Origin of the sequence: Microbacterium plantarum (assembly GCF_035231185.1) — a bacterium.
GTDB classification, from domain to species: domain Bacteria; phylum Actinomycetota; class Actinomycetes; order Actinomycetales; family Microbacteriaceae; genus Microbacterium; species Microbacterium plantarum.
Genome location: NZ_CP141117.1, coordinates 2,398,146 through 2,422,960, shown reverse-complemented (window position 1 = coordinate 2,422,960; position 24,815 = coordinate 2,398,146). Strand labels below are relative to the sequence as shown.

The window sequence follows — 24,815 nt, the reverse complement described above, 5'->3', positions numbered from 1 at the left end:
ACCGGATGCCGCGGCGACACCCGTGGTATCGCATCGTGATGGAGCCCGCCCGGCCCTCTCGCCGCACGCCCGGCTGTCTGTCGGGTCCGCGGCGTAGCGTATGGAGCATGCGTTTCTCCGGTGCTGAGCCCACGGTCGACCTGACGTACTCCGACGTCTTCCTCGTGCCCCGCCGATCGGCGATCACGAGTCGGCTCGATGTCGACCTCGCCCCCGGCGACGGCACGGCGGCCACGCTGCCGATCGTCTCGGCGAACATGAACTCCGTCACCGGCCCGCGTCTGGCCGCCACGCTCGCCCGCCGCGGCGGACTCGGCGTGCTGCCGCAGGACATGCCGCTGCAGGACCTCGACGCCGCCATCCGGTGGGTCAAGGCTCAGCCGGTCGCATGGGACACCCCCATCGTGCTCTCACCGGATGCCACGGTCGCCGAGGCATCCCGCATCCTTCCCGCGCTGGATGGGCACGGCATCGTGGTCGCGGACCCGTCGGCGCCGACGCTGCGTATCGACGACATCACCGGGATCGTTCCCGCGGCCCGCCTGGCCACCGCACTGCCGGACGCCCGCCTGGGCGACCTGGTACGCGACCGTGCGACCGCGATCGACGCCGATGACGTCTCCGGTCCTCGCGCCGCCTTCGACCTCATCGACGCGGCCGATGTACCGGTCGTCGCAATGCTCCATCAGGGTGCGCTCGTCGGCACGCTGTCGCGTCGCAGTGCGCTGCGCACCGCGATCTACCGCCCCGCCGTCGACGGCGACGGGCGTCTCATCGTCGCGGCAGCGATCGGGATCAACGGCGACGCGGCAGCCAAGGCGCGGGCGCTCGCCGCCGCGGGCGTCGATGTGCTCGTCGTCGACACCGCCCACGGGCACCAGGAGGGGATGCTGCGCGCACTGCGCGAGGTCGCGGCGCTCGACCTCGGTCTGCCGATCGTCGCGGGGAACATCGTCACGGCCGACGGCGTCGCAGACCTCGTCGAGGCGGGTGCCACGATCCTCAAGGTCGGCGTCGGCCCCGGGGCGATGTGCACGACCCGCATGATGACGGCCGTCGGACGGCCGCAGTTCTCCGCCGTGCTCGAGACCGCGCAGGCGGCGGCGGAGCGCGGGGCGCACGTCTGGGCCGATGGGGGAGTCCGCTATCCCCGGGATGTGGCGCTGGCGCTCGCCGCGGGCGCGGCATCCGTCATGATCGGCTCCTGGTTCGCCGGCACGATCGAGTCGCCCGGCGAGGTCCAGCTCGACGACGAGGGGCGTGCGTTCAAGGAGTCGTGGGGCATGGCTTCGACGAAGGCCGTCGTCGGCCGGTTCGGGCGCCTCGACGCCTACGAGCGAGCCCGCAAGGAGCTGTTCGCCGAGGGCATCTCGTCGTCGCGGATCTACCTCGACCCGCTGCGCCCGGGCGTCGAGGATCTGCTCGACATGATCACCTCGGGTGTGCGCTCGTCCTTCACCTACGCAGGAGCCGCGACGGTGGCAGAGTTCCACGAGCGCGCGACGGTCGGTCTCCAGTCGGCCGCCGGCTACGAAGAGGGCAAGGCGCTTCCCGTCAGCTGGTAGAGCTCGCCGCCTGCGCCGGCCTCTGGCCAGACGACTCCCATTCGTCGCGCAGTACACCCATGACGACCGAGTCGTACCGTCGGCCGCGTACCTCGCGCGCATCGCGGAAGCGCGCCTCCTCGACGAAACCGAGACGGTGGCCGACAGCGAGCATCCGCTCGTTCCCCGACCAGGTCGCGAAGTCGAGCCGGACGACGGAGGTCGTGCGGAAGAGGTACTCGGTCCAGAGGCGCAGGGCCTCGGTGCCGACCCCGCGGCCGCGCTGGGTCGGGTCGTGGACCGTCAGGCCCATCCGCCGCCAGTCCGAGACCTCCGACTCCCAGTGCCACGAGACCGTGCCGAGCATCGTCGCCGGATCGTCCGCCGTGACGATGACCGCCCGCGTCAGCGGGGCGTGTGCGCCGTACGAGCCGTCGGCGATGCTGGATGCGAGTCGTGCGCACGCGGCATCCACCCCCGCGACGTCGAGCTTCGGGAAGTAGGGGCCGTCCCAGCGATGCCAGTCCTGATGGGGCTGGAGCCACCTCCGGTAGGGCTCTACATCGGCCGGCACGAACGGACGAACCCGGATGCCACGGCTCTCGCCGATGGCCGTGGTGCGGTCTTCCGTTCTCCCCGGCGCGCTCGTCGAATCTGTCATGAGTCGATTGTCGCGGCTGCGCCCGGCGCGCGCCTCGGACAGGCGTAAGATCGGGCGCACGATGGACGACCCTCCTAGTTGCCGACCCTCGCCCCGCCGACCCCGACCGATCGGGGGTGACGCCTGATGGATTTCATCATGCTGGGCGTGGGGCTCCTGCTGACCGTCGGCACCGGTCTGTTCGTCGCGAGTGAGTTTGCGCTCGTCAACCTCGATCGCGCGGACCTCGAGGCCCGCCAGGCGGCGGGCGAATCGCGCCTCTCGATGACGATCGCGGCGCTGCGGATCACCTCGACGCATCTGTCGAGCGCGCAGCTCGGCATCACGCTGACGACGCTGCTCACCGGTTACACGATGGAGCCGGCGATCTCGAACCTGCTGTCGCCGGTCTTCGAGGCGTGGGGCTGGGCCGAGACCGTGTCGCGGCCCGTCGCCGCCGTCGTGGGCGTGTCGATCGCGACGATCTTCTCGATGATCCTCGGCGAGCTCGTCCCGAAGAACTTCGCTCTGGCGATCCCTCGTCAGACGGCGAAGCTCGTCATCCCGTTCCAGACCCTCTTCACGACCGTGTTCCGGCCGGCCGTCACGGTGCTCAACGGCAGCGCGAACGGAGTGCTCCGCTCGATGGGCGTCGAGCCCAAGGAGGAGCTGTCGGGGGCCCGTTCGGCGGAGGAGCTGTCGAGCCTCGTGCGCCGGTCCGCGAGCGCGGGCGTGCTCGAGAAGGACACCGCATCGCTGCTGGACCGTTCGCTCACCTTCGCTCGGCTGACCACGGCCGACGTCATGACGCCGCGCCCGAGCCTGCACGCGGTCGCTGCGGGCGACAGCGTCGAGGACGTCATCCAGCTCGCGCGGCGCACGGGCCACAGCCGGTTCCCGGTCTTCGGTGACTCGATGGACGACATCACCGGAATCGTCCACGTCAAGCAGGCGGTCAGCGTCCCGCGCGAGCGCCGCGCAGACGTTCCCGCCGCCGCCATCGCGGAGGATCCGCTGCGGGTGCCCGAGGCCGTGCATCTCGACGCCGTGCTCAGCGAACTGCGCGCCCGGGGGTATCAGATGGCCATCGTCGTGGACGAGTACGGCGGCACGGCCGGTGTCGTGACGCTCGAGGATCTCGTGGAGGAGATCGTCGGCGAGGTGCTCGACGAGCACGATCGCAACCGCGCCGGGGTGCTGAGGGTCGCCGGCGGCATCGTCTTCCCCGCCGAGCTGCGTCCCGACGAGGTGCTCGACCGCACCGGCATCCGGGTTCCCGAGGGCGACGTCTACGACACCGTCGGAGGGTTCGTGATGAGTGTGCTGGAGCGCATCCCGGTCGTCGGCGACACCGTCGAGATCGAGGACGGCACGCTCACCGTGCAGCGGATGGACGGCAGGCGGGTCGACCGCGTGCGTTTCGAGCCCACCCCGGTGCCCGAGGAGGCACCGACCGCGTCCGCGGTCGAGCCGATGCGACCGGCGCCGCGCCGCGAGGACGGTGATCGTCGATGAACGACTGGGCGGGACTGGCCTGGCTCGTCGTGCTGCTGGCCTTCAACGCGTTCTTCGTCGCGAGCGAGTTCGCCGTCATCTCCGCGCGCCGATCGCAGATCGAGCCCCTCGCCGACAAGGGGTCGCGCTCGGCGAAGACCGCGCTGTGGGCGATGGAGCACGCGACCCTCATGCTCGCGACGTGCCAGCTGGGCATCACGATCTGCTCGCTGGTGATCCTGAACGTCTCCGAACCGGCGATCCACCACCTGCTGGCCGTGCCGCTCGGGCTCACCGGGTGGGGCGAGGCGGTGGTCGATGTCGTCGCCTTCGCCGTGGCGCTCATCGTCGTGTCGTACCTGCACGTCGTGTTCGGCGAGATGGTTCCGAAGAACCTGGCCTTCTCGCTGCCCGACCGAGCCGTGCTGCTGCTGGCGACGCCGCTGCGGTGGGTCTCGCGGCTCTTCTACCCGATCATCGTGGCCCTGAACTGGATCGCCAACCACGCGGTGCGTCTGTTCCGGGTCGAACCGAAGGACGAGGCGACCTCGACCTACACGCTCGACGAGGTCGCGACCATCGTTGCGACGTCCCGTATCGAGGGCGTGCTCGACGATGCGTCCGGAACGGTCGCGGCCGTCGTGGAGTTCACCGACAAGAAGGCGGCGGATGTCGCCGTGCCGTTCGGCGAACTGGTCACGCTGCCCGAGACGGCGACCCCCGAGGACGTCGAGCGCGCCGTCGCGCGGCACGGCTTCTCGCGCTACGTCATCGTCGATGACACCGACCAGCCGGTCGGGTACGTGCACCTGAAGGACGTGCTGCGGGAGGCGGAGGATGCCGACGGCGCGGCATCGCGTCCGATCAAGTCCAAGCGCATCCATCTCATGGTGCCGGTCGCCGAGACGACCGATCTCGAGGACGCGCTCGCTCTGATGCGCCGATCGAGCCGTCACCTCGCCCAGGTTCGGGATGCCGAGGGGCGGACGACCGCGGTGCTCTTCCTCGAGGACATCATCGAGGAGCTCATCGGCGAGGTGCACGACGCCACGCGCCGCGCACCTCGCTGGGCATGAGCCTGGCCGGGTGACGGCGCTCGCTCAGCGGCGCCGCGCGCGAACGTACTGCGGCGGCCAGACCGAGGCGTCCTCGCCCAGCTCGTCGGCCGCGCGGAGCCCGAAGTGGGGGTCGCGCAGCCACTCGCGTCCGGCCATGATCGCGTCGGCGTCTCCGGCGGCGAGGATCTCCTCGGCCTGCGTGCCGGTCGTGATCTCGCCGACCGCGCTGACGGGCAGCCCGGTGGTCGCGCGGATCTGGCTCGCGAAGGGCACCTGGTAACCCGGTCCCGTGGTGATTCGCTGGTGTGCGACGAGGCCGCCGCTCGAGACGTCGATGAGGTCGGCGCCGCGCTCGTGCGCCCAGGCCGAGACCGTCGCCGTCTCGGCGACATCCCAGCCGCCCTCGGCCCAGTCGGTCGCCGAGAAGCGCACGAACAGCGGGGCGTCGGGAGCGGCGGCGCGAACCGCCTCGACGATGAGCAGCAGGAGCCGGGCGCGGTTCTCGAGCGACCCGCCGTACTCATCGGTGCGCTGGTTCGACAACGGCGACAGGAACTCGTGCAGCAGATAGCCGTGGGCCGCGTGGATCTCGAGCACGTCGAAGCCGGCTTCGCGTGAACGGCGTGCCCCATCGGCGAACGCGGTCACGAGGGCGTCGATCTCAGCGCGCTCGAGCTCGTCGGGCCGGGCGTAGCCGTCGAAGGCGACGGCCGAGGGGGCGAGTGCCTGCCAGCCGCCCTCCGCCTCCGGCACGGTCCCGCGCTCGGCGGCGAACGGCGAATACGTCGACGCCTTGCGGCCCGCGTGCGCGAGCTGGATCGCGGCCACGGCGCCGCGGTCGTGGATCGCCGTCACGATCGGGCGCCAGGCGTCGCGCTGCTCGTCGTTCCAGATGCCGGTGTCTTCGGGGGTGATGCGACCCTCGGGCACGACCGCGGTCGCCTCGGCCATGACGAGTCCGGCGCCGCCCGAGGCGAACTGCGCGAGGTGGACGTGATGCCAGTCGTTCGGCATGCCGTCCTGCGCCGAGTACTGGCACATGGGGGCGACCCAGAGGCGGTTGCGCACCTCGACGGTTCGGATGGTCAGGGGGCTGAACAACTGGCTCACGCCGGGCTCCTTCGGGGCGCCGATAGGGTGGCGCCATGGTCGAGATCCACGAATGGGATGCGCGCGACACGGTCGCGCTCCTGCGCAAGCCAACTGCCGACGACCACAAGTATTCCCGCGGGGTGCTCGGTGTGCGAACCGGATCGCAGGAGTATCCCGGTGCCGCCGTGCTCGGTGTCGAGGCCGCCTGGCGGACGGGCATCGGGATGGTCCGCTACCTCGGCCCCGAGCGTCCCGCCGACCTCGTGCTCCAGCGCCGGCCCGAGACGGTCACGGCGCCCGGCCGCGTGCAGGCGTGGCTGATCGGATCGGGGACGGATGCCGCGACCCGGCCCGCCGCCGAGACCGCACGGCTGGGAGAGCTGCTGCAGGGCGACCTCCCCGTCGTCGTCGACGCCGGGGCCCTCGACCTGGTCCCCGGCGCGACCGCCCCGCTCGTCGTCACGCCGCACCAGAGCGAGCACGCGCGCCTGCGCGGGCTGCTCGGCCTCGACGACGTGACACCGACGTCACTGACCGACCGCATCGAGGCCGCCCGCGAGACCGCGGCCGCGGCCGGGATCACCGTGCTGCTCAAGGGCGCCGAGACCGTCGTCGCGGCCCCCGACGGATGGACCGCCGTCGTCCGGGCCGGCACCGGGTGGCTCGCCACCGCGGGCACCGGTGACGTGCTCGGCGGCATCCTGGGTGCTGTCGTGGCGGCCCGGGGCGCGCAGCACGATCTGGATGCCGCGGCCCTGGCACCGCTGGCCGCCGCGGCGGCGTACATCCACGGACATGCCGGTCGCGGTGCCGGTCCCGGCCCGATCACGGCGCTGGACGTCGCCGAGGCCGTACCCGCCGTGATCCACGTGCTGCTCTCCGGCGGCGACCCGGCCGCCCGCTGACACCACCGGTGGGCCCCAATGGCCTCACCGTAGGATGTGACGGTGTCGAGACGGGGAACGCTGTGGGTCGCGTTCGCGCTCGTCCACGTCGTGGTCTCGGTGCTCGGATTCGTGCTCCCGAATCAGCCGATGGGGGATGTCTACCTCGTCTACGAACCCTGGTCGCAGCGAGCGCTCGCCGGTGAGGGCATCGTGGGGATCGACGAGGACTGGGTGTACCCCCAGCTCGCCCTCGTCCCGCTTGTGCTCGCCCACGGGTTCGCGTGGATCGCCGGCTACACGGTGGGCTGGGCCATCTTCGTCACGGCTCTGGACGCCGTCGCCTTCGCGGTCCTCGTGGGCCGCGCGCGATCGCGCGGACGCGTGACGGCGGCGTGGTTCTGGCTCGCGGCGATTCTGCTCCTCGGCCCGGTCGGCCTCTACCGGCTCGACGCCGTCACCGTCGCGCTCGCCGTGATGGGTGGCCTGTGGCTTCGCGGACGGCCCTGGCTGGCCGGCATCCTGCTCGCCGTGGCGACATGGATCAAGGTCTGGCCCGCGGCGATCATCGCCGCCGCGGTCATCGCGCTCCGGCGGCGGTGGGCGCTCGTCGGTGCCGGGCTCGTCGTCTCGGTCGCGACGCTCGCGGCCGTCGTCGCCGCCGGTGGCCTCGACCATGCGCTCGGGTTCATCGGAGATCAGACGGGGCGCGGTCTTCAGGTCGAGGCGCCCGTGAGCATGTTCTACCTGTGGGGGCAGATGCTCGGCATCCCGGGGTTCTTCGTCTACTACTCGACCGAGATCCTGACGTTCCAGGTAACCGGCACCGAGATCGATCCGGTCATCGCGTCGATGACTCCGATCCTCATGATCGGGGTGGGGGCCGTGGCGGTCGTCGCCGCCCTCAAGGTGCGCCGTGGCGCTGCGGTGCGCGACCTTCTGCCCGTCGCGGCGCTCGCGATCGTCACCGTCTTCATCGTGCTCAACAAGGTCGGTTCGCCGCAGTACCTGTGCTGGCTCGTCCCGCCCGTCGTGCTCGGACTGGTCGTCGCGCGCCGCGCCTGGGTGCGACCGGCGATCCTCGTCCTCGTGCTCAGCGCGCTCACCCAGCTCGTGTACCCGGTGTTCTACGGCGAGGTCCTCGCGGCGCATCCCCTCGGCGTCGGCATCCTCACCGTGCGCAACGCCCTGCTCATCGTCCTCGGTGTCTGGATGGTGGTGCGCCTCGTCCGGGTGCCGGTCCGGACGCCGTCATCCATCCCCGCCTGATCCGGAGGTCCATCATGCTCATCGCCTTCTCCGTCGCTCCCAGCGGCACCGGCAGCAATCCCGACGGCTCGGTGCACGATGCCGTCGCCGCAGCCGTGGCCGTCGTGCGGGCATCCGGCCTGCCGCACCGCACCACTTCGATGTTCACCGAGGTCGAGGGGGAGTGGGACGAGGTGATGGCCGTCGTCAAGCACGCGACCGAGGCGGTCATGCCGTTCGGGTCACGCGTATCGCTCGTGCTCAAGGCCGACATCCGGCCGGGCTACAGCGGCGAGCTCGACGGCAAGATCGAGCGCCTCGAGGGCGCGCTCGAATCGATTCGACATGAGGGGGAGCGCGGCGCTACGCTCCCGGAGTGACGACGCCCGCCATCTCCCGCCCGACCGCCCGCCGGGCCCTGCTCTCGCTCGCGATCGGCAGCTTCGGCATCGGGATGACGGAGTTCGTCGTCATGGGCCTTCTGCCGGAGATCGCCGGCGAGCTGCTGCCCTCCGTCTACGCGAGCGATCCGGAAGCCGCGATCGCCCAGGCGGGGTGGCTCATCACGCTCTACGCCGCCGGCGTCGTCGTGGGGGCGCCGACCATCGCAGGAGTCGTGGCGAAGTACCCGCGGCACCGGGTCATGGTCTTCCTCGCGCTCGCCCTCACCCTCGGCAACGCGCTGACGCTCGTGCTGCCGACGTTCGAGCTCGTCGCGGCATCCCGGTTCCTCGCGGCCCTGCCACACGGTGCCTACTTCGGCATCGGTGCTCTCGTCGCCGCCGACGTCCTGGGTCCGGGCAAGCGTGCGCAGGGCGTCGCGTTCGTGCTGACGGGCCTCACGATCGCCAACGTCGTGGGTGTTCCGCTCGGCACCTTCCTCGGCCAGCAGTTCGGTTGGCGGGCCGCGTTCCTCGTCGTCGCGGCGATCTTCGCGCTGGCCACCGTGGCGATCGCACTGACCGTCCCGCATCACGCAGGGGAGCCGTCGCGCACCCTGCGCGCCGAACTGCGGGTCTTCGGCATCGGCCAGGTGTGGTTCGCGCTCGGCATCGGGGCGATCGGCTTCGGCGGCTTCTTCGCGGTCTACAGCTACGTCGCGACCCTCGTCACCGAGGCGGCCGGCTCGCCGCAGTGGGCGGTGCCGATCGTGCTCGTCGTCGCGGGTCTCGGCATGACCGTCGGGAACCTCGTCGGAGGCAGGCTCGCCGACAACGATCTGCGGCGAAGCCTTTTGGGCGGCCTGCTCGCTCTTGCGGCGGTTCAAGCGCTGCTCGCACTGACGGCCGGCTGGATCGTGGCGGTCGGCCTGTTCGTCTTCCTGGTCGGGTTCTTCTCGTCGGCGTTGAGCCCGACCATCCAGACGAGGCTGATGGATGTCGCGGGCGACAACCAGTCGATCGCGGCGGCGCTGAACCACTCGGCGCTCAACATGGGCAACGCGTTGGGTGCGGCACTGGGCGGAGTCGTCATCGCCGCCGGGCTCGGGTTCGTCGCGCCGGTCTGGGTGGGGGTCGTCCTCGCCCTCGCCGGGTTCGGGGTCGCGTGCGCGAGCTTCGCCGTCGAGGCTCGTGCGCGGCGGCGCTCGCCTTCGCTGATCGACCGATCCGACGCGCCTGCGCCGACACGCTGAGACGTCAGCTTTCGAGCAGCCGTCGCAGGTGAGCGCCGACGATCGGCGTCTCGATCAGGAAGGCGTCGTGCCCGAAATCGCTCGAGATCACCACCGCCGCCTCGTCGATCGTCGATCGGATGCCGCGGGCGATGCGGTGCTGGCCCTCGACGGGGAACAGCCGGTCGGAGTCGATGCCCAGCACGAGGGTGCGCGCGGTGACGCGCGCCAGGGCGTCGTCGATCCCGCCGCGGTCACGGCCGACGTCGTGCGAGTTCATCGCCTCGACGAGCGTGATGTAGCTGTTCGCGTCGAAGCGTCGCGTGAACTTGTTGCCGTGGAAGTCGAGGTAGCTCTCCACCGCGAAGCGTCCGCCGAGACCGAGCGGGCTCTTGCCTGACTGCCACGTGCGCTGGAAGCGCAGGTTCAGCTCGGTCGGGCTGCGGTAGTTCAGCAGAGCCATGCGGCGCGCGAGCGCGAGACCGCGGTGCGGGCCGTCGCCGTCTGCCGCGTCGTAGTACTCGCCGTCCTGGAACCTGGGGTCGATGCGGATGGCTTCGAGCTGGACCGAGTTCAGCGCGATCTGGTCGGCGGTGTTCACGGGCGGGGCGGCGAGGATCGCGAGCCGCTCCAGGCGGTCGGGGTGCCCGATACCCCACTCGAGCGCGTGCATGCCGCCCATCGATCCGCCCACGACCGCGGCCCACACCTCGATCCCGAGGGCGTCGGCCAGCCGGACCTGCGCGGCGACCTGATCGCGGATCGTGAGGTACGGGAACCGAGCCGCCCATTCGTAGCCGTCGGACGAGATCGACGAGGGGCCCGTCGACCCCTGGCAGCCGCCCAGCATGTTCGGGGCGACCACGAACCAGCGGTCGGTGTCGATCGCCAGACCGGGACCGACGATGTCCTCCCACCAGCCTGCCGTCGGGTGCCCCGGGCCTGCCTCGCCGCGCAGGTGGCTGTCGCCGGTGAGGGCGTGGAGCACGAGCACGGCGTTGTCGCGTTCGGGTGAGAGCTCGCCCCACGTCTCGTAGGCGAGGCGGAAGCTCGGCAGCTGCTCGCCGCTCTCGGTGATGAGCGGACCGAACGCACCGAAGCTCCGGTGGCCGACAGGGTCGCCGTCGCGCCAGGCGCCCGTGGCGGGCGGGCGTCCGCGCAGCAGGCGCGCATCGGCCTCCGTGATCGGCGCGCTCGGCACCGTGTCTTCGGAGGTCTGCCAGTCCATGTCGCCATTCTCCCGGGTCGTGGCGCACGCTGCTCGCGTGTTACGTCACGACCGGAACGGAGACACCTCGTAGGTCGCGCCGTGCTGGCCCGCGAGTGCGACGGGCATCCCGTCGATCGTCTGGACGAAGCTGCCGGTGGGGTCGACGCCGTGCGGCATCCGTCCGTCGATCTCCGGCAGGGTGCCCACCGTCTCGTTCGAGATCCAGACGACGTGACGGTTCACCCGTTCGCCGAGAGCGCTCACGAGGTCGGCGAAGCGGCGACGTTCGTCGGCACCGAGGTAGAGGAGCACCGCGCTGTGGAAGACCACGAGCGTCGCCTCGGGCGGGCTCTCGGCTGCGACCTCGGGAAGGAGTTCGAGGATGTCGCCGGCGACGATGCGCGGTGGGTCGGCCCGCGCCACCTCGACGGCAGCGCGGAGTCGCCCGATGCGCTCGTCATGGACGGGGCCGGGTCAGATGAGCGTCTCGAGCCAGGCGATCGCATCGGCGTCGCGCACGTCGATCGGGGCGAGGTCGATGCCGGCGCGCCAGACGATGTCGGGAAGGGACTCGGGCACGGCGCCGGGGTTGTCGATGCGGCAGCGCAACAGCGGGCGATGGGCGGCATCTGACCCCTCAGGAACGATCGCCGGCAGCGGCTCGCCGCCGGGCGACGCGTACTCGTACGCGTACCGGTCGGGCTAGAGGCAGAGGCCCGCGGCTGTGCCGGTCTCGAGGAGGGCGATCGGTCCGTCGATGCGGGAGAGGAGAGGCAGGAGGGTGGCGCAGCGTCCGACCTCGTTGGTCTGCGTGCGGCGCTCCGCGGTGATGGCGGCGACCCGGTCCCACTCCGAGATCAGCCGCTCGCGCCAAGCGGCGAACGGCCCGAGTCCGCAGCCGGCCCATCGCGCCGCGGCGAAGACGAGATTCGGCTGGCCGCGCCGCTCGCCCAGGAGCGCGATCCGCTCGGTGAGCTCGTCGTCGCCGGCGATGCCCTCGGCCCATTCGGCATAGAGCGGCGAGCTGCCCCGGGCCCAGTCGGCGAACGCATGGTAGCGGCGGGAGGTGTCGGCGTCCATCGCTTCAGGGTAGATGCGCTGAGCGTCACGATCGTCGCGTAAGATACCGCGAAGCAAGGGGAGTACTTCCGCCTGCGGCGCTCTCGTCATTACGGATCCGACGTCGGATTCCGGGACGCCGGTCCCTCCGGGGATGAAGGAGACCTGGCCGTTCGCTACTGTCGACCCCTTGGAGCCTTCGTGGACATCACTCCGCTCGTGTGGATCATCACCATCGCGGTGACCATCGCCTTCTTCGTGTACGAGTTCTTCGCGCACGTGCGCACGCCGCACGAGCCGACGATCGCCGAATCGGCGCGCTGGTCGGCGTTCTACATCGGCCTCGCGCTCATCTTCGGCGTGGTCATCGGCTTCGTGCCGGGCTGGGGCTGGGTGTTCGCGGGCGAGTACTTCGCCGGTTACCTGACCGAGAAGGCCCTGTCGATCGACAACCTCTTCGTCTTCCTGATCATCATGACCGGCTTCGCGGTGCCGAAGAAGTACCAGCAGAAGGTGCTGATGATCGGCATCGTGATCGCGCTCATCATGCGCGGTGCGTTCATCGCCATCGGCGCGGCGCTCATCGACAACTTCTCATGGATCTTCTACATCTTCGGTGCGCTGCTGCTCTTCCTCGCCTACCGTCAGGCCTTCTCGCACGGTGACTCCGACCCGGCCAACGGCAAGTTCATGACGTTCGTCCGCCGCCACCTTCCCGTGACCGACGAGTACAACAGCGACAAGCTGACGGTGCAGAAGGACGGCAAGCGCTTCGTCACGCCGATGCTCCTCGTCATCATCGCGATCGGCTTCATCGACCTCGTCTTCGCGGTCGACTCGATCCCAGCGATCTACGGTCTGACCAACGAGGCCTACATCGTCTTCACGGCGAACGCCTTCGCCCTGATGGGCCTGCGCCAGCTGTTCTTCCTCATCGGCGGTCTGCTGGAGCGTCTGGTCTACCTCGCGCAGGGCCTGGCGGTCATCCTCGCCTTCATCGGCGTGAAGCTCGTGTTCCACGCGCTCCACGTCAACGAGCTGCCCTTCATCAACGGCGGTGAGCCGCTGTTGTGGGTTCCCGAGATCCCGATCTGGTTCTCGCTGCTGTTCATCGCCGCTACCGTCGCGGTCGCCACCGTCGCGAGCCTCGCCAAGACGCGCGGGGACAAGGCGAAGAACGACCGCGAGCAGGTTCAGGGCGAGCAGATCACGACGGCCACCGACGCCGACTGACGGCGCCGCGAACGACGGATGCCCCGGCCCCACCGCTCGCGGTGGTCCGGGGCATCCGGTCGTTCTGAGGAGGAACGATCAGGCGCGCGCCGCTTCGGCGACGTTGCGCGCGGCGGCGAGGGCCTGCTCGAGGTCGGCTTTGAGGTCGTCGATGTTCTCCAGCCCCACGGACAGGCGGACGAGGCCGGGGGTGACGCCCGTCGTGAGCTGCTGCTCCGGGGTCAGCTGCGAGTGCGTCGTCGACGCGGGGTGGATGACGAGCGACCGCACGTCACCGATGTTCGCGAGGTGGCTGAACAGCTGCAGCGAGTCCACGAACGCGCGGCCGGCGGCGACGCCGCCCTTCAGCTCGAACGACAGCACCGCCCCGACGCCCTTCGGCGCGTAGCGGTTGGCCGCGGCGTACCAGGGCGAGGTCGGCAGGCCCGAGTAGTTGACCGAGGCGATGTCCTCATGGTTCTCGAGCCACTCGGCGATCTCCTGTGCGTTCTGCACGTGGCGCTCGATGCGCAGGGAGAGCGTCTCGATGCCCTGGATGAGCAGCCATGCGCTCTGGGGTGAGATCGCCGCGCCGAGGTCGCGCAGCAGCTGGACGCGCGCCTTGATGACGTAGGCGAGGCCGTCGCCGACAGCCTGCGTGTAGACGGCGCCGTGGTACGAGGGGTCGGGCGTCGTGAGCCCCGGGAAGCGCTCGGAGTGCTCCGTCCAGGGGAAGCTGCCGCCGTCGACGATGACGCCGCCGATGACCGTGCCGTGGCCGCCGAGGAACTTGGTGGCGGAGTGCACGACGATGTCGGCGCCGTGCTCGAAGGGACGGATGAGGTAGGGCGTGGCGATCGTGTTGTCGACGATCAGCGGCACGCCGGCCTCGTGGGCGACGTCGGAGACACCGCGGATGTCGAGGACGTTGATCTGCGGGTTGCCGATCGTCTCGGCGAAGAACAGCTTGGTGTTGGGGCGCACCGCGCGGCGCCACTCCTCGAGGTCGTCCTGGTTCTCGACGAACGTGACCTCGATGCCGAGCTTGGCGAGCGTGTACTTGAACAGGTTGTAGGTGCCGCCGTAGATCGAGCTCGAGGCGACGAAGTGGTCTCCGGCTTCGGCGATGTTGAGGATCGCGAACGTCTCGGCGGCCTGACCCGACGCGACGAGGAGAGCGCCGGTGCCACCCTCGAGTGCGGCGAGGCGCTGCTCGACGACATCCTGCGTGGGGTTCTGGATGCGCGTGTAGATGTTGCCGAACTCCGCGAGCGAGAACAGGTTCGCGGCGTGGTCGGAGTTGTCGAACACGTACGAGGTCGTCTGGTAGATCGGCGTCGCCCGTGCCTTGGTGACCGGGTCCGGTGCGGCTCCGGTGTGGATCTGCTTCGTCTCGAAGCGCCAGTTCTCGGATGCGGACATGCGTGGCTCCATCGGGTCGGAAAGCGGCGACGGTCGCCGGCCTGGGTCGAGCGTACGGAAACCGCGTATGCCCGACAACGCGCGGGACACGCTGCGTAACCTGACGGCTACGGTGGGAGCATGACGCGACGTGCAGTGGTCACCGGTGCGAGTTCGGGAATCGGCGAGGCGGTCGTCCGCGCGCTGCGGGCGTCGGGGTGGGAGGTCGTCGGCGTCGCCCGGCGGGCGGAGCGCCTCGAGGCGCTCGACGTCGAGGTCGGCTCCGCCTCATTCGCCGCGGATCTGACCCGCGAGGGGGATGTCGCCGCCCTCACCGAGCACCTCGCCGCCTCCGGCGATGTCCACGCCCTGGTCCACGTCGCCGGCGGTGCTCGCGGCACCGACCGCGTCGAAGACGGCGCGGCCGAGGATTGGCAGTGGATGTTCGAGGCGAACGTCCTGTCGGCGCAGCGGCTGACCGCGGCTCTCCTCCCGCTGCTGCGACGCGCCGTCGCGGCGGGCTCCGGCCATGCCGACACCGTCTACGTCACCTCGACCGCCGCTCAGACGGCCTACCCGGGAGGCGCCGGCTACAACGCGGCGAAGGCGGGGGAGTCGATGCTCGTCCACGCGCTGCGGCTGGAGCTGAACGGCGAGCCCATCCGCGTGGTCGAGATCGCGCCGGGCATGGTGCGCACCGAGGAGTTCACGCTGAACCGTCTCGGCGGCGACCAGGAAGCGGCGGACCGCCTGTACGAGGGCGTCGAGCAGCCTCTCGTCGCCGAAGACGTGGCGGATGTCGTCGCGTACGCGCTGAACGCGCCGGGGCACGTCAACCTCGACCTCGTGACGATGCGTCCCGTCGCGCAGTCCGCGCAGCACCTGCTGGCGCGCGGTCCGCTGCGTCCGCGATCGACGGAAGCCTGACAGGCGGGATGAGTCTTCTCAGCCGCGGGGTTCGATGACGGTGCCATCCGTGTCGCCCGCGGGCTGGGGAGCGGCATCCTCGGCGTCGGCGAACGCCACGCGAGGCACCACGAACAGCAGGACCGCTGCGACGAAGCCGCCGGCGGCGCAGATGGCCCACACCGTGAGGTAACCGCCGAGTGAGGCCGCGGTCTCGCTCGCGACGACACCCGCGCCGGCGGCCAGCACGACGCCGAAGATCGCCGACGAGAACGTTCCGCCGATGGTCTTGGTCGTGTTGGTCATGGCCGACGCCACACCGGTCTGCCCGCGCGGGGCGGCCGCTGCCGCCGCAGCCGGCATCGCGCCGACGAGCGCGCCACAGCCCAGGCCCGCGATGCAGAGGTTGAGCAGAACCTGCCAGAGCTCCCGGTGGAACGGCAGGAAGAGCGCGTACCCGATGCCGACGAGCAGCGCTGCGCCGATGAGGACGACCCGGGGACTCGCTCGGCGAGACGTGACCGCGAACAGTACGGCGCCCACGATGAGCGACACGAGGTAGACCCCGATGATGTTCGACCGGTCGGTGGCGTCGAGCCCGAGACCGTAACCGAGCGCAGGGTCCGTGCCCGCATAGGTCGACAACGGGCCCTGGGCTCCGAGCAGACTGATGCCGACGAGGAACGCGGTGGCCTGCACCGGCCACATCTCCGGGCGGGCGAGCATCCGAATATCGACCGCGGGGTCGGGCTGGCGCAGTTCGAACCGTCCGAAGACGACGAAACCTACGATTCCCGCGAGGAGCAGCGCCCACACCCAGAAGGCCGCGGGGCCGTTCAAGCGGAGGAACGTTAGGGCGCTGGTGACGAACAGCAACGAGACCGCGAGGAGCACGAAGCCACGTGAGTCCAGCTGCCGCCGGCCCGGCTCCGGCTTCGACTCGGGCACCCAGAGCCAGATGACGATCGCGACGAGGGTCACCGCCACCGCCGGCACGATCAGCGTCAACGTCATGTCGCCGGCTGTGGCGGCGTAGATCCGGCCCGCGGCCAATGCGCCCATGATCGCGCCGGCCTGAAGCCCGACGACCAGGAGCCCCGCCGCGCGCCGGGTGAGCGAGACGCCCCGGCTCTGCCGCCTGCCCCGTTCGAAGATGAGCGCGATCTCGAGGGGGAGCCAGACGACGTAGAAGCCCTGCAGCGCCCAGGCGATGAGGAAGGTCCAGAAGGATGCCGCAAACGCGAGCCACCAGGTCGCCGCGGCGGTCAGGACAGCTGCGACCAGCAGGATCCGCTTGTGCCCGTACATGTCGCCGAGCTTGGCCAGCACCGGTACGACGAGCGCCGACAGCAGCAGTTGCGCGGCCTCGAACCAGTTCACGTCCGAGTCGTGGATCCCGAGCTCGGCGACGATGTCACTGAAGAGCGGAACGTAATAGCCCTGCAGGATGCCGCTGACGATCTCGACCAGGATGAACCACCCGATCAGACCCGCGGTGACGCCCAGAGCGGAGGTGCGCAGCGTCGTCGACACGGGGCGAGCATACCGGCACGACCGGCCTACCCTGAGAGGGTGACGCCCCATTCCCTGCCCGAGCTCGCCGCCGCCGGTCTGATGGCCCCCGAGTGGGCCGAGGCGCTGCAACCCGTCGCCGGTGACATCGCGTCGCTGGGTGACCGGCTGCGCGCCGAGACCGCCGCCGGTCGCGGGTACCTGCCGGCGGGCGACCGCGTGCTGCGCGCCTTCCAACGGCCGATGGCCGACGTCCGCGTCCTGATCGTCGGTCAGGATCCCTACCCGACCCCGGGGCATCCGATCGGACTCTCCTTCGCGGTCGACGCCCACGTGCGGCCATTGCCCCGGAGCCTCGGGAACATCTATCGGGAGCTCGAATCGGACCTCGGCATCGCCCCCGCGCCGCACGGCGACCTCTCCGCCTGGAGTGATCAGGGCGTGCTGCTGCTGAACCGAGTGCTGACGGTCGCCCCCGGGGCACCGGCATCCCACCGGGGGTGGGGCTGGGAACGCGTGACGGAGCACGCCATCCGCGCGCTGGTAGCGCGGGAGCGCCCCCTCGTGGCGGTTCTCTGGGGGAAGGATGCCGCGACCCTGCGGCCGCTGCTCGGCGACGCGGCGATCGTGGCGTCGCCGCATCCCTCACCGCTCTCGGCGAACCGTGGCTTCTTCGGGTCGCGCCCCTTCTCGCGCGTGAACGAACTGCTCGTCGCGCGGGGTGGCGAGCCTATCGACTGGCGCATTCCGGAGGCCTGAACCGCCGTCGTCATCGGCGCGAAACGTCTGCGCCGTAGAGTTGCTGCATGCTCGAGGAGGACTCCAACCGCGACCGCCGACGCCTGCCGCGGCACCTGCGCCGTCCGGCCGAAGCCGAACGGCCCTTCTCGTACGAGATCCGGCCGGCGCGCCCGGATGACCTCCCCGACATCCGCGAGATCTACAACTACTACGTGACCAACTCCGTCGTGACCTTCGACGAGAAGAAGTGGTCGCTCGCGCAGTGGCGCGAGAAGTACGACTATCTGACGAAGCTCAAGCTGCCGTTCCTCGTCGCGGTGTCGCCGACGGGGCAGATCCTGGGATACGCACTCGCGTCGCCGTGGAACGGCAAGACCGGATTCCGCTACACCGCCGAAACGTCCATCTACCTCGGTCAGGCGGCCACCGGGAAGGGCCTCGGGCGTGCGCTGCTCGAGGCACTCATCGACGCATGCCAGCAGCTGGGACTGCGCGAGATCGTCGCGGTCGTGAGCGACAAGGGCGCCGAGGCGTCGATCGCCCTGCACGAGCGTTTCGGGTTCGTCGAGGTCGGCCGGATGGGGCGCGTGGGTCACAAGTTCGGCCGGTGGCTGGGCACGATCTACCTGCAGAAGTCGCTGGAGCAGCCGAAGAAGGGGCTGCGCGGGCTTTTCACTCAGAAGTCCGGCTGAGGCCTCACCCCGCGTCGTCGGCATTCGGGTCGGGTTCGGCCGGGTGACCGGTTCGCACCGCCTCGACGAGCGATCGCCACGGTTCGTCGAGGTCGTCGTTCAACTCGGCCTGACGCGTCGTCTCGCTGTCGGTGACGGCGATCCGCCAAAGGAAGCGGTCGGCCCCGCCCGATCCGGTCTTGCCTGCCGGTGCCGACGCGTCGATCTCCTGCCAGGGGCACCGCCCTATCAGCTCGCGCCACCCGTCGCGGTCAGCCGGCGTCGGCTCGACGCGCCACGCCCGGGTCAGGCCGGCGAAACCGCCGGTGCGCTCCACGACGATCCGCAGCTGCGCCGCGGAACCGTCGTCACGGGTGTCAGGCATCCTCCAGCACGCCGACGCCCTGCCATCCGGCACGCACGGCGGCGACCTCCTCCGTCTCCTCACCGTACTCGTCGACGGCCTGGGCGATGGTGGCGGCGGCGAAGGCAGCGAAGTCGGAATCGGGGGAGAGCGCTCCCGAGGTGAGTGTGCGATACCAGATGAGTCCCGCGCGTTCCCAGGCGTAGCCGCCCAGCCGCGCTGCGACGAGGTGGAACGCTCTGTTGGGAATGCCCGAGTTGATGTGAACCCCGCCGTTGTCGCTGGTCGTCACGACGTAGTCGCGCATGTGCCCGGGCTGCGGGTCGCGTCCGAGAACATCGTCGTCGTAGGCCGACCCGGGTTCGGCCAGCGACCGGAGGGCGCGCCCCTGGACGGCATCCGTGAATATGCCCGCGCCGATGAGCCACGACGCCTGCTCGGCGCTCTGGCCGAGTCGGTGCTGCTCGGTGAGCGCGCCGAACACATCGGACAGCGACTCGTTGAGAGCGCCGGACTGACCCGCGTACGTCAGGCCTCCCGAGAACTCGGTGATGCCGTGGGCCAGCTCGTGGGCGATGACGGTCAGCGACCCGGTGAACCCGGTGAACACCTCGCCGTCGCCGTCGCCGAAGACCATGCGCTCGCCGTTCCAGAACGCGTTGTCGTACGCCTCGCCGTAGTGGACGGTGGCCGCGAGCACACCGCCTCGCCCGTCGAGCGAATCGCGGCCGTAGGCGTCGCGGAAGAACGAGAACGTCGCGCCGAGCCCGTCGAAGGCCTCGTCGACCGCGCGATCGCCGGTGGGCGGGTCGTCTTCGCGGCGGACGAGGACGCCCGGAAGCTCTTCGCGGCCCTGCGCGTCGGATACGGCCCGGTCGGCTGCGGCGATGCGCTCGGCGACGAGAGTGCCGCCCGGCTCGACGGAGAGACGCAGCTGCGAACGTCCGGCCAGATCGGACGGACGCGCGGCGAGGGTGGTCCGCGCGGCGACCGCGGCCCGCGCGAGGTGGGGCTCGCGAGCGGAGGCGACGCGGGCGAGGAGGTATGGGGGGATGATCGCGCGCATGGCCTCACGGTAGCGGCGGTCACCGACATCGAGTGCGGAAGGGGACGTCTAGTCCTGCGTGCGATGCGGGTCGATCACGGGCACCGAGGCGAGGAGGCGACGCGTGTAGGCCGCCTGCGGCTGGAGCAGCACCTTCTCGGTGGGGCCCTCCTCGACGATGCGCCCCTCGGTCATCACGATGACCTCGTCGCAGAGGTTCTGGACCACGCCGATGTCATGCGAGACCAGCAGCAGCGTCATCCCCTGTTCCGCACGCAGACGGCGCAAGACCTCGAGGATCTGCGCCCGCACCGTCACATCGAGCGCCGACAGCGGCTCGTCGCCGACGAGGATCGCCGGGCGGTGCGCGATCGCGCGGGCGAGCGCGATGCGTTGGCGCTGACCCCCCGAGAACTCGTGCGGGTAGCGCTCCGCCGCGTCGGCATCCAGTCCGACGTCCGACAGCACCTCGTGGACGCGCGCGCGGCGGTCGCCGGGAATGTCGAGCGCCCACAGGGGCTCAGCGATGATGCGGCCGACGCTCATGCGGGGATCGAGCGAGGCGTACGGGTCCTGGAAGACGATGCCGGTCCGTCGGCGGAGCCAGTGCAGGCTGCGAGCCGACGCGCGGGCGTCCACGGGACGCCCGTCGATCGTCACCGTTCCCGTCGAGGGCGTGTCGAGGCCCAGGAGGAGCCGCACGAGGGTCGACTTGCCCGACCCCGATTCGCCGATGATCCCCAGCGCCGAGCCCGAGCGGACATCGACGTCCACGTCGTCGAGCGCGACGGTCTCGCGTCGTGGCGCACCCGCACCGCCGGCGCGCACCCGATAGCGCTTGCTCAGGCCGCGCGCCGAGATGAGCACCTCGCCTGTCATGCGTCTCCCTCCGGCCGCCAGACCGTGGCCGTCGCGTCGCGGAGCAGGCCACGGGTGACCTCCGACTGCGGAGCGGTGAGCAGGTCGGCGACCGTGCCGTCCTCGACGACGCGACCATGCTCGAGCACGACCGCCTCCGACGCGACCTGAGACAGCACGGCGAGGTCGTGGGTGATGAACAGCAGCGACATCCCGTCGTTCTCGACCAGCTCTCCCAGGAGCGCCAGGATCTCGGCCTGGATCGTCACGTCGAGCGCGGTCGTCGGCTCGTCGGCGATGAGCAGGCGCGGCCGAGCGGCCAGGGCCATGGCGATCGCCACCCGCTGGCGCTGGCCGCCCGAGAGCTGATGCGGGTAGCGGCGCAGCGCGCCCTCGGGGAGCCTCACCCGATCAGCATCGGCCTGAGCCCGTGCGAGAGCCTCACGCCGGCCGGCGCGGCCGTGGATGCGCAGGGGCTCCGCGACCTGCCGGCCCACCGTCCGCAGCGGGTTCAGGGCGGTCTGAGGCTCCTGGAAGACGATGCCGATCTGCTCGCCGCGGAGAGCGGCCAGCTCGCGGTCCGGCAGGCCGATCAGCTCCCGCCCGTTCCACCGGATGCTGCCCTCGACCTCGGCGCCGTCGGGAAGCAGCCCGAGCACAGCCAGGGCGGTCAGCGACTTGCCCGACCCCGATTCCCCAATGAGCCCGACCCGCGCGCCGTCGGCGACGCCGAACGACACGTCGTCGACCACGCGGCGCCCGTCGAGCACGACCGACAGGCCCTCGACCTCGAGACTCATGCGACCACCGCCGGAGTATGCGATGCGGCGGGGGAGCGCCGCCGGGCGAGCGTCGGGTCGGTCGCCTCGCGCAGACCGTCGCCGAGGAGGTTGAGTCCCAGCACGGTGATCGTGATCGCGAGCCCCGGCCACACGACGCTCAGCGGATGCGCCGTCAGGTACGTCTGCAGCTCGCTCAGCAGTAGCCCCCACGAGGGCTGCGTGGGGGGAGCGCCGAAACCGAGGTAGCTCAGGCCCGCCTCGGCGAGGACCGCGACCGCCATGCCCCACGACAGCTGCACGATGAAGACGGGCGCGACGTTCGGGAGCAGGTGGCGCAGGGCGATCTGCGACGGCGTGAGGCCGTTGGCGCGCGCCGCGAGCACGAAATCGCTGTGCAGCGTGCGGCGCAGCTCCGGCCGGGTGACGCGCGCGATGTTGACGCCGAATCCGATGCCGACGGAGATGACGACCACCCACAGTGAGCCACCCCACACCGCCGAGATCATCATCGCGATCAGCAGCACGGGAAAAGCGATCAGGATGTCGACGAGCACGGCGACGACCTCGCGGGTCCAGCGGCGGGTGAGCGCGCCGAGGCAGGCGAGTGCGATACCGATCAGCGTGGCGACGACGCCCGCGCCTGCGGCGACGAGGACCGTCGTGCGCGCCCCCGCGATCAGCAGCGAGAGGATGTCGCGACCCGACGCGTCGGTGCCGAGCAGATGCGGCCAGCTCGGCGGGCTCCACCGCGCCGGGATGTCCACCCGCTGCGGGTCGAACGGGGTCCAGACGAGCGAGACCGCGGCCACGACCCCGATGGTGACGACCACGATGAGCCCGAAACGGCCGGCAGGAAGCGACCACAGTCGCCGCAGCCACGGCATCCGGTCGTTCATGAGGCCTCCCGCTGTCTCGGATCCAGACCGCGATGCACGAGGTCGACGATGAAACCGACGACGAGAACGACCGCCGTGAGCGCGAGGAGCTCGCCCTGGACCTTCGGCAGATCGCGCAGGCCGACATCCGAGACCAGCATCCGGCCGATACCCGGCAGGGTGAACAGCTGCTCGATCACGACCGCTCCCACGACGATGCCCGCGACCTGCAGGCCCAGGACGCTGATGATCGACAGGCCGACCGTCGGCAGGCCGTGGCGAAGCAGCGCGGCACGGCGCGTGAGTCCCTTGGCAGCTGCGGTGCGGACGAAATCCTGCCCCATCGCCGAGAGCGTGGCGCTGCGGACGAACCGCATCAGCATCGCGCCCTCGACGACGCCGATGGTGACCGCGGGAAGGATCAGTGCGGCGAAGGCCCGCGCCGGGTCGCCCCACCCGCCGCGCGGGAAGCCCTGCGCGGGCAGCCAGCCAAGCCAGATCGCGAACACGACGACCAGCATCATGCCCGCCCAGACCACGGGTACGGCGGCGATCGCCTGCGCGCCGAACGAGAGCGCCGTGCCGTCGGCGCGGCCGCGACGGATGGCTGCCATCACACCGAACGGGAGTGCGATGATCAGCGCCACCACCATCGACATCAGCCCGAGGGGGACGGTGACCTGAGCCTTGGCGGCGAGCTCCGCCGCGACGGGCGAGCCCGTCACCAGCGACGTGCCGAGGTCGCCGCGCAGCAGCCCCGACATCCACTCGAGATACTGCGCCGGCAACGGCACGTCGAGGCCGAGGCGCTCACGCAGCGCCGCGACCTGCTCCGGCGTGGAGTTGGTTCCGGCGATCTGCTGCGCGACATCGCCGGGCAGAACCCGCAACGTCACGAAGATCAGCACGCTGGCGACGACCAGACCCAGCAACAGCAGGGCCAGTCGCGTCAGCGCGTAACGGATCACCCGTCGCTCTTGGCGATCTCGGCGAGGTTGATGCGCGCGTTCACGTTGTCGACGGGCATACCCGAGACGTTCGTGGCGACCGCGACCACCGAAGCCCAGTTGTAGAGCCAATCGGCGGCGTGGTCCTCGGACACGATCCGCGCGGCCTTCTTCAGGAGGTCATCGGCGGACTGCTCGTCCGTCGCGAGCAGCGACTGCGCGTAGAGATCCTGCACCTCGGCGTTGTCGTAGGTGAAGTAGTAGTCGGGGTTCGCCCAGTTCTCGAAGTCGCGCGGCTCGGCGTGGTTGACGACGCTGAGCTCGTAGTCCTTGTTCGTGTACACGTCGCTGAGCCAGGTGCCGAAGTCGACGGGGTTGACCCTGAGGTCGATCCCGACGTCGTTGAAGTTCGAGACCAGGATCTGCGGGAGCGTCGTGCCGTAGGCCGACGGGATGGTCAGGGTCAGCGCGAGATCGCTGACGCCGGCCTCACTCAGCAGCGCCCGGGCTGCCTCGGGGTCGTAGGAGACGACATCCGAGAGGTCCTCGTATCCGGGGTCGGCCTCGGGGATCGGACCGTAGAGCGTCTGCCCTGCACCGACGGCCTCGACGATGGCGTCGTGGTCGATGGCGGTTCGGATCGCCTCGCGCACCCGGACATCAGCCAGGGGCCCCGACGAGGAGTTCATCGCGAGCACGCTCTTATCGGTCGCGCTGCCGGTCTCGACGACGAAGTCGCCGCCGCCCTCGACCTGATCGGCAAGGTTCGCGTCGAAGCCGACGACGACGTCGATCTCGCCGGCGAGAGCGGCGTTGATTGCTGCTTGGTTGTCGGGGATGAAGTCGAACGTGACGTCGGCTACCTGAGCCGCATCCCCCCAGTACGCCTCGTTCCGCTCGAGCGTCAGGCTGGCGCCCTGGCGCCAGTTCGCCAGCCGGAAGGGCCCGGTGCCGTTGGCGGCGGTGTTGTAGTCGACGGTGTCGCCTTCTTTGAGGATGATCCCCGCGCGGCCCGTGAGGTTCCACAGCAGCGACGAGTCGGGCTGCGACAGCGTCAGCACGATCTTCTGCCCGTCGGCGGTGACCGACGTGACGTTGGCGAGTCGTTCGCTGTCCGCCCATTCGGCGGTGGCCTGCCGGGTGGTCAGCGACGACACGACATCCTGAGGCGTGAGGGGTTGGCCGTCGTGGAAGGTGACTCCCTCACGCAACGTGAACGTGTAGGTCAAGCCGTCTGCGGAAACCTCGTGGGCGCTGGCGAGCGCGTCGACGATCTCGCCCTCCGCGGTGCGGGCGACGAGGCCCTGATAGACGTTGTCGATGAGCGTCTGATCGAGCGAGATGCCCGCGGTCTGCCGGATGTCGAGGTTCGAGGGCTCGAGCACCAGGCGGATGTTGACGCTGGCGTCCGGGTCAGGGGCGCCCATGGTGGCGGACGGCCCGGGCTCGGTCGACCCGGTGCAGCCGGCGAGGAGGAGGGTGCCTGCAGCCAGCAGTGCGGCGGCGGTCACGGTGGTGCGGCGGAGCATGTGGAGGAGGGTTCCTTTCGCAAGGGCGGTGGCATCGTTGCTGTCCGATGCGCGTCCGCGAACTCAGTGCGGCATACAGCCTAGGGTCCGCCACGACCGCGAGACGCATTCACCGTCGTCCAGCGTCGCAC

Annotated in this window: 23 protein-coding genes and 1 pseudogene; 11 read left to right on the top strand and 13 right to left on the bottom strand. The window is 70.5% G+C overall.

Annotated elements, in window-relative coordinates; all coding sequences use genetic code 11:
• Positions 1-107 precede the first annotated feature (107 nt).
• Complete coding sequence (gene guaB1, locus VC184_RS11845) at positions 108-1,565, top strand: GMP reductase (protein ID WP_269267798.1); 1,458 nt, start codon at positions 108-110, stop codon at positions 1,563-1,565.
• Here guaB1 and VC184_RS11840 read toward each other — a convergent pair.
• Entirely contained in the window at positions 1,555-2,205 is a 651-nt protein-coding gene (locus VC184_RS11840; RefSeq protein WP_282501336.1) for a GNAT family N-acetyltransferase, read from the bottom strand. The two genes, guaB1 and VC184_RS11840, sit on opposite strands and share 11 nt — an antisense overlap.
• A 126-nt stretch (positions 2,206-2,331) precedes the next feature.
• On the opposite strand from VC184_RS11840, the gene VC184_RS11835 reads away from it, so the two are divergent.
• Together VC184_RS11835 and VC184_RS11830 are read left to right on the top strand one after the other, a co-directional pair.
• Positions 2,332-3,699, top strand: a complete 1,368-nt coding sequence (locus VC184_RS11835) for a hemolysin family protein (RefSeq protein ID WP_274178846.1) — start codon at positions 2,332-2,334, stop codon at positions 3,697-3,699.
• Positions 3,696-4,754 carry a hemolysin family protein gene (locus VC184_RS11830; RefSeq protein WP_112617324.1) on the top strand — a complete coding sequence of 353 codons (1,059 nt, stop codon included), beginning with the start codon at positions 3,696-3,698 and terminating at the stop codon, positions 4,752-4,754. Before VC184_RS11835 ends, VC184_RS11830 begins: the two co-directional genes overlap by 4 nt.
• Positions 4,755-4,778: 24 nt before the next feature.
• On the opposite strand, the gene VC184_RS11825 is transcribed toward VC184_RS11830, so the two are convergent.
• Positions 4,779-5,846, bottom strand: a complete 1,068-nt coding sequence (locus VC184_RS11825; protein ID WP_274178845.1) for an NADH:flavin oxidoreductase/NADH oxidase — start codon at positions 5,844-5,846, stop codon at positions 4,779-4,781.
• A 35-nt stretch (positions 5,847-5,881) separates the two neighbouring features.
• On the opposite strand from VC184_RS11825, the gene VC184_RS11820 reads away from it, so the two are divergent.
• The 4 genes from VC184_RS11820 to VC184_RS11805 all read left to right on the top strand — a co-directional run bounded on the left by VC184_RS11820 (position 5,882) and on the right by VC184_RS11805 (position 9,593).
• The gene (locus VC184_RS11820; protein WP_274178844.1) at positions 5,882-6,733 is read left to right on the top strand and encodes an ADP-dependent NAD(P)H-hydrate dehydratase; all 852 of its coding nucleotides are present in this window, start codon (positions 5,882-5,884) and stop codon (positions 6,731-6,733) included.
• Between the two features lie 42 nt (positions 6,734-6,775).
• Positions 6,776-7,981: a glycosyltransferase family 87 protein gene (locus VC184_RS11815; protein WP_274178843.1), complete on the top strand. Its 1,206-nt coding sequence runs from the start codon at positions 6,776-6,778 to the stop codon at positions 7,979-7,981.
• Positions 7,982-7,995: 14 nt separating this feature from the next.
• Positions 7,996-8,340, top strand: coding sequence for a thiamine-binding protein (locus tag VC184_RS11810; RefSeq protein ID WP_112617321.1), 345 nt, complete (start codon positions 7,996-7,998; stop codon positions 8,338-8,340).
• A gap of 74 nt (positions 8,341-8,414) precedes the next feature.
• Positions 8,415-9,593 carry an MFS transporter gene (locus VC184_RS11805; protein ID WP_282502593.1) on the top strand — a complete coding sequence of 393 codons (1,179 nt, stop codon included), beginning with the start codon at positions 8,415-8,417 and terminating at the stop codon, positions 9,591-9,593.
• 4 nt (positions 9,594-9,597) lie between these two features.
• On the opposite strand, the gene metX is transcribed toward VC184_RS11805, so the two are convergent.
• Entirely contained in the window at positions 9,598-10,800 is a 1,203-nt protein-coding gene (metX, locus tag VC184_RS11800) for a homoserine O-acetyltransferase MetX (RefSeq protein WP_269267789.1), read from the bottom strand.
• A 45-nt stretch (positions 10,801-10,845) separates the two neighbouring features.
• Positions 10,846-11,862, bottom strand: a pseudogene (locus VC184_RS11795) (DUF2332 domain-containing protein).
• Between the two features lie 180 nt (positions 11,863-12,042).
• On the opposite strand from VC184_RS11795, the gene VC184_RS11790 reads away from it, so the two are divergent.
• The gene (locus VC184_RS11790; RefSeq protein ID WP_112617318.1) at positions 12,043-13,074 is read left to right on the top strand and encodes a TerC family protein; all 1,032 of its coding nucleotides are present in this window, start codon (positions 12,043-12,045) and stop codon (positions 13,072-13,074) included.
• A 78-nt stretch (positions 13,075-13,152) separates the two neighbouring features.
• On the opposite strand, the gene VC184_RS11785 is transcribed toward VC184_RS11790, so the two are convergent.
• On the bottom strand, positions 13,153-14,475 hold the full coding sequence (locus VC184_RS11785) for a bifunctional o-acetylhomoserine/o-acetylserine sulfhydrylase (protein ID WP_323986304.1): 1,323 nt from the start codon (positions 14,473-14,475) through the stop codon (positions 13,153-13,155).
• A 120-nt stretch (positions 14,476-14,595) separates the two neighbouring features.
• On the opposite strand from VC184_RS11785, the gene VC184_RS11780 reads away from it, so the two are divergent.
• Positions 14,596-15,381 carry an SDR family oxidoreductase gene (locus tag VC184_RS11780; protein ID WP_323986303.1) on the top strand — a complete coding sequence of 262 codons (786 nt, stop codon included), beginning with the start codon at positions 14,596-14,598 and terminating at the stop codon, positions 15,379-15,381.
• An 18-nt stretch (positions 15,382-15,399) separates the two neighbouring features.
• Here the strand turns inward: VC184_RS11780 and VC184_RS11775 are convergent, their stop codons facing one another.
• Positions 15,400-16,881, bottom strand: coding sequence for an MFS transporter (locus tag VC184_RS11775; protein WP_407667141.1), 1,482 nt, complete (start codon positions 16,879-16,881; stop codon positions 15,400-15,402).
• Positions 16,882-16,974: 93 nt separating this feature from the next.
• Between VC184_RS11775 and VC184_RS11770 the strand changes: the two genes are divergently transcribed.
• A complete protein-coding gene (locus VC184_RS11770) occupies positions 16,975-17,631 on the top strand; it encodes a uracil-DNA glycosylase (RefSeq protein ID WP_274179035.1) in 657 nt (218 codons plus the stop codon).
• 47 nt (positions 17,632-17,678) lie between these two features.
• Positions 17,679-18,305 (top strand): GNAT family N-acetyltransferase, encoded by a 627-nt coding sequence (locus VC184_RS11765; protein ID WP_274178837.1) that lies wholly within the window; start codon positions 17,679-17,681, stop codon positions 18,303-18,305.
• Positions 18,306-18,309: 4 nt separating this feature from the next.
• On the opposite strand, the gene VC184_RS11760 is transcribed toward VC184_RS11765, so the two are convergent.
• From VC184_RS11760 to VC184_RS11730, 7 genes are read right to left on the bottom strand one after another with little or no spacing between them, the layout of a single operon-like run.
• On the bottom strand, positions 18,310-18,669 hold the full coding sequence (locus VC184_RS11760; protein ID WP_274178836.1) for a protealysin inhibitor emfourin: 360 nt from the start codon (positions 18,667-18,669) through the stop codon (positions 18,310-18,312).
• Entirely contained in the window at positions 18,662-19,714 is a 1,053-nt protein-coding gene (locus VC184_RS11755) for a M4 family metallopeptidase (protein ID WP_114588492.1), read from the bottom strand. The genes VC184_RS11760 and VC184_RS11755 overlap by 8 nt, the downstream gene beginning before the upstream one ends.
• Positions 19,715-19,762: 48 nt before the next feature.
• Positions 19,763-20,572 (bottom strand): ABC transporter ATP-binding protein, encoded by an 810-nt coding sequence (locus VC184_RS11750; protein WP_269267780.1) that lies wholly within the window; start codon positions 20,570-20,572, stop codon positions 19,763-19,765.
• Positions 20,569-21,351, bottom strand: a complete 783-nt coding sequence (locus VC184_RS11745) for an ATP-binding cassette domain-containing protein (RefSeq protein ID WP_274178835.1) — start codon at positions 21,349-21,351, stop codon at positions 20,569-20,571. Before VC184_RS11745 ends, VC184_RS11750 begins: the two co-directional genes overlap by 4 nt.
• Positions 21,348-22,229, bottom strand: a complete 882-nt coding sequence (locus VC184_RS11740; protein ID WP_323986298.1) for an ABC transporter permease — start codon at positions 22,227-22,229, stop codon at positions 21,348-21,350. Before VC184_RS11740 ends, VC184_RS11745 begins: the two co-directional genes overlap by 4 nt.
• Positions 22,226-23,176: an ABC transporter permease gene (locus VC184_RS11735; protein ID WP_114588488.1), complete on the bottom strand. Its 951-nt coding sequence runs from the start codon at positions 23,174-23,176 to the stop codon at positions 22,226-22,228. The genes VC184_RS11740 and VC184_RS11735 overlap by 4 nt, the downstream gene beginning before the upstream one ends.
• Positions 23,173-24,684, bottom strand: coding sequence for an ABC transporter substrate-binding protein (locus VC184_RS11730; RefSeq protein ID WP_323986296.1), 1,512 nt, complete (start codon positions 24,682-24,684; stop codon positions 23,173-23,175). The genes VC184_RS11735 and VC184_RS11730 overlap by 4 nt, the downstream gene beginning before the upstream one ends.
• Positions 24,685-24,815: the final 131 nt, after the last annotated feature.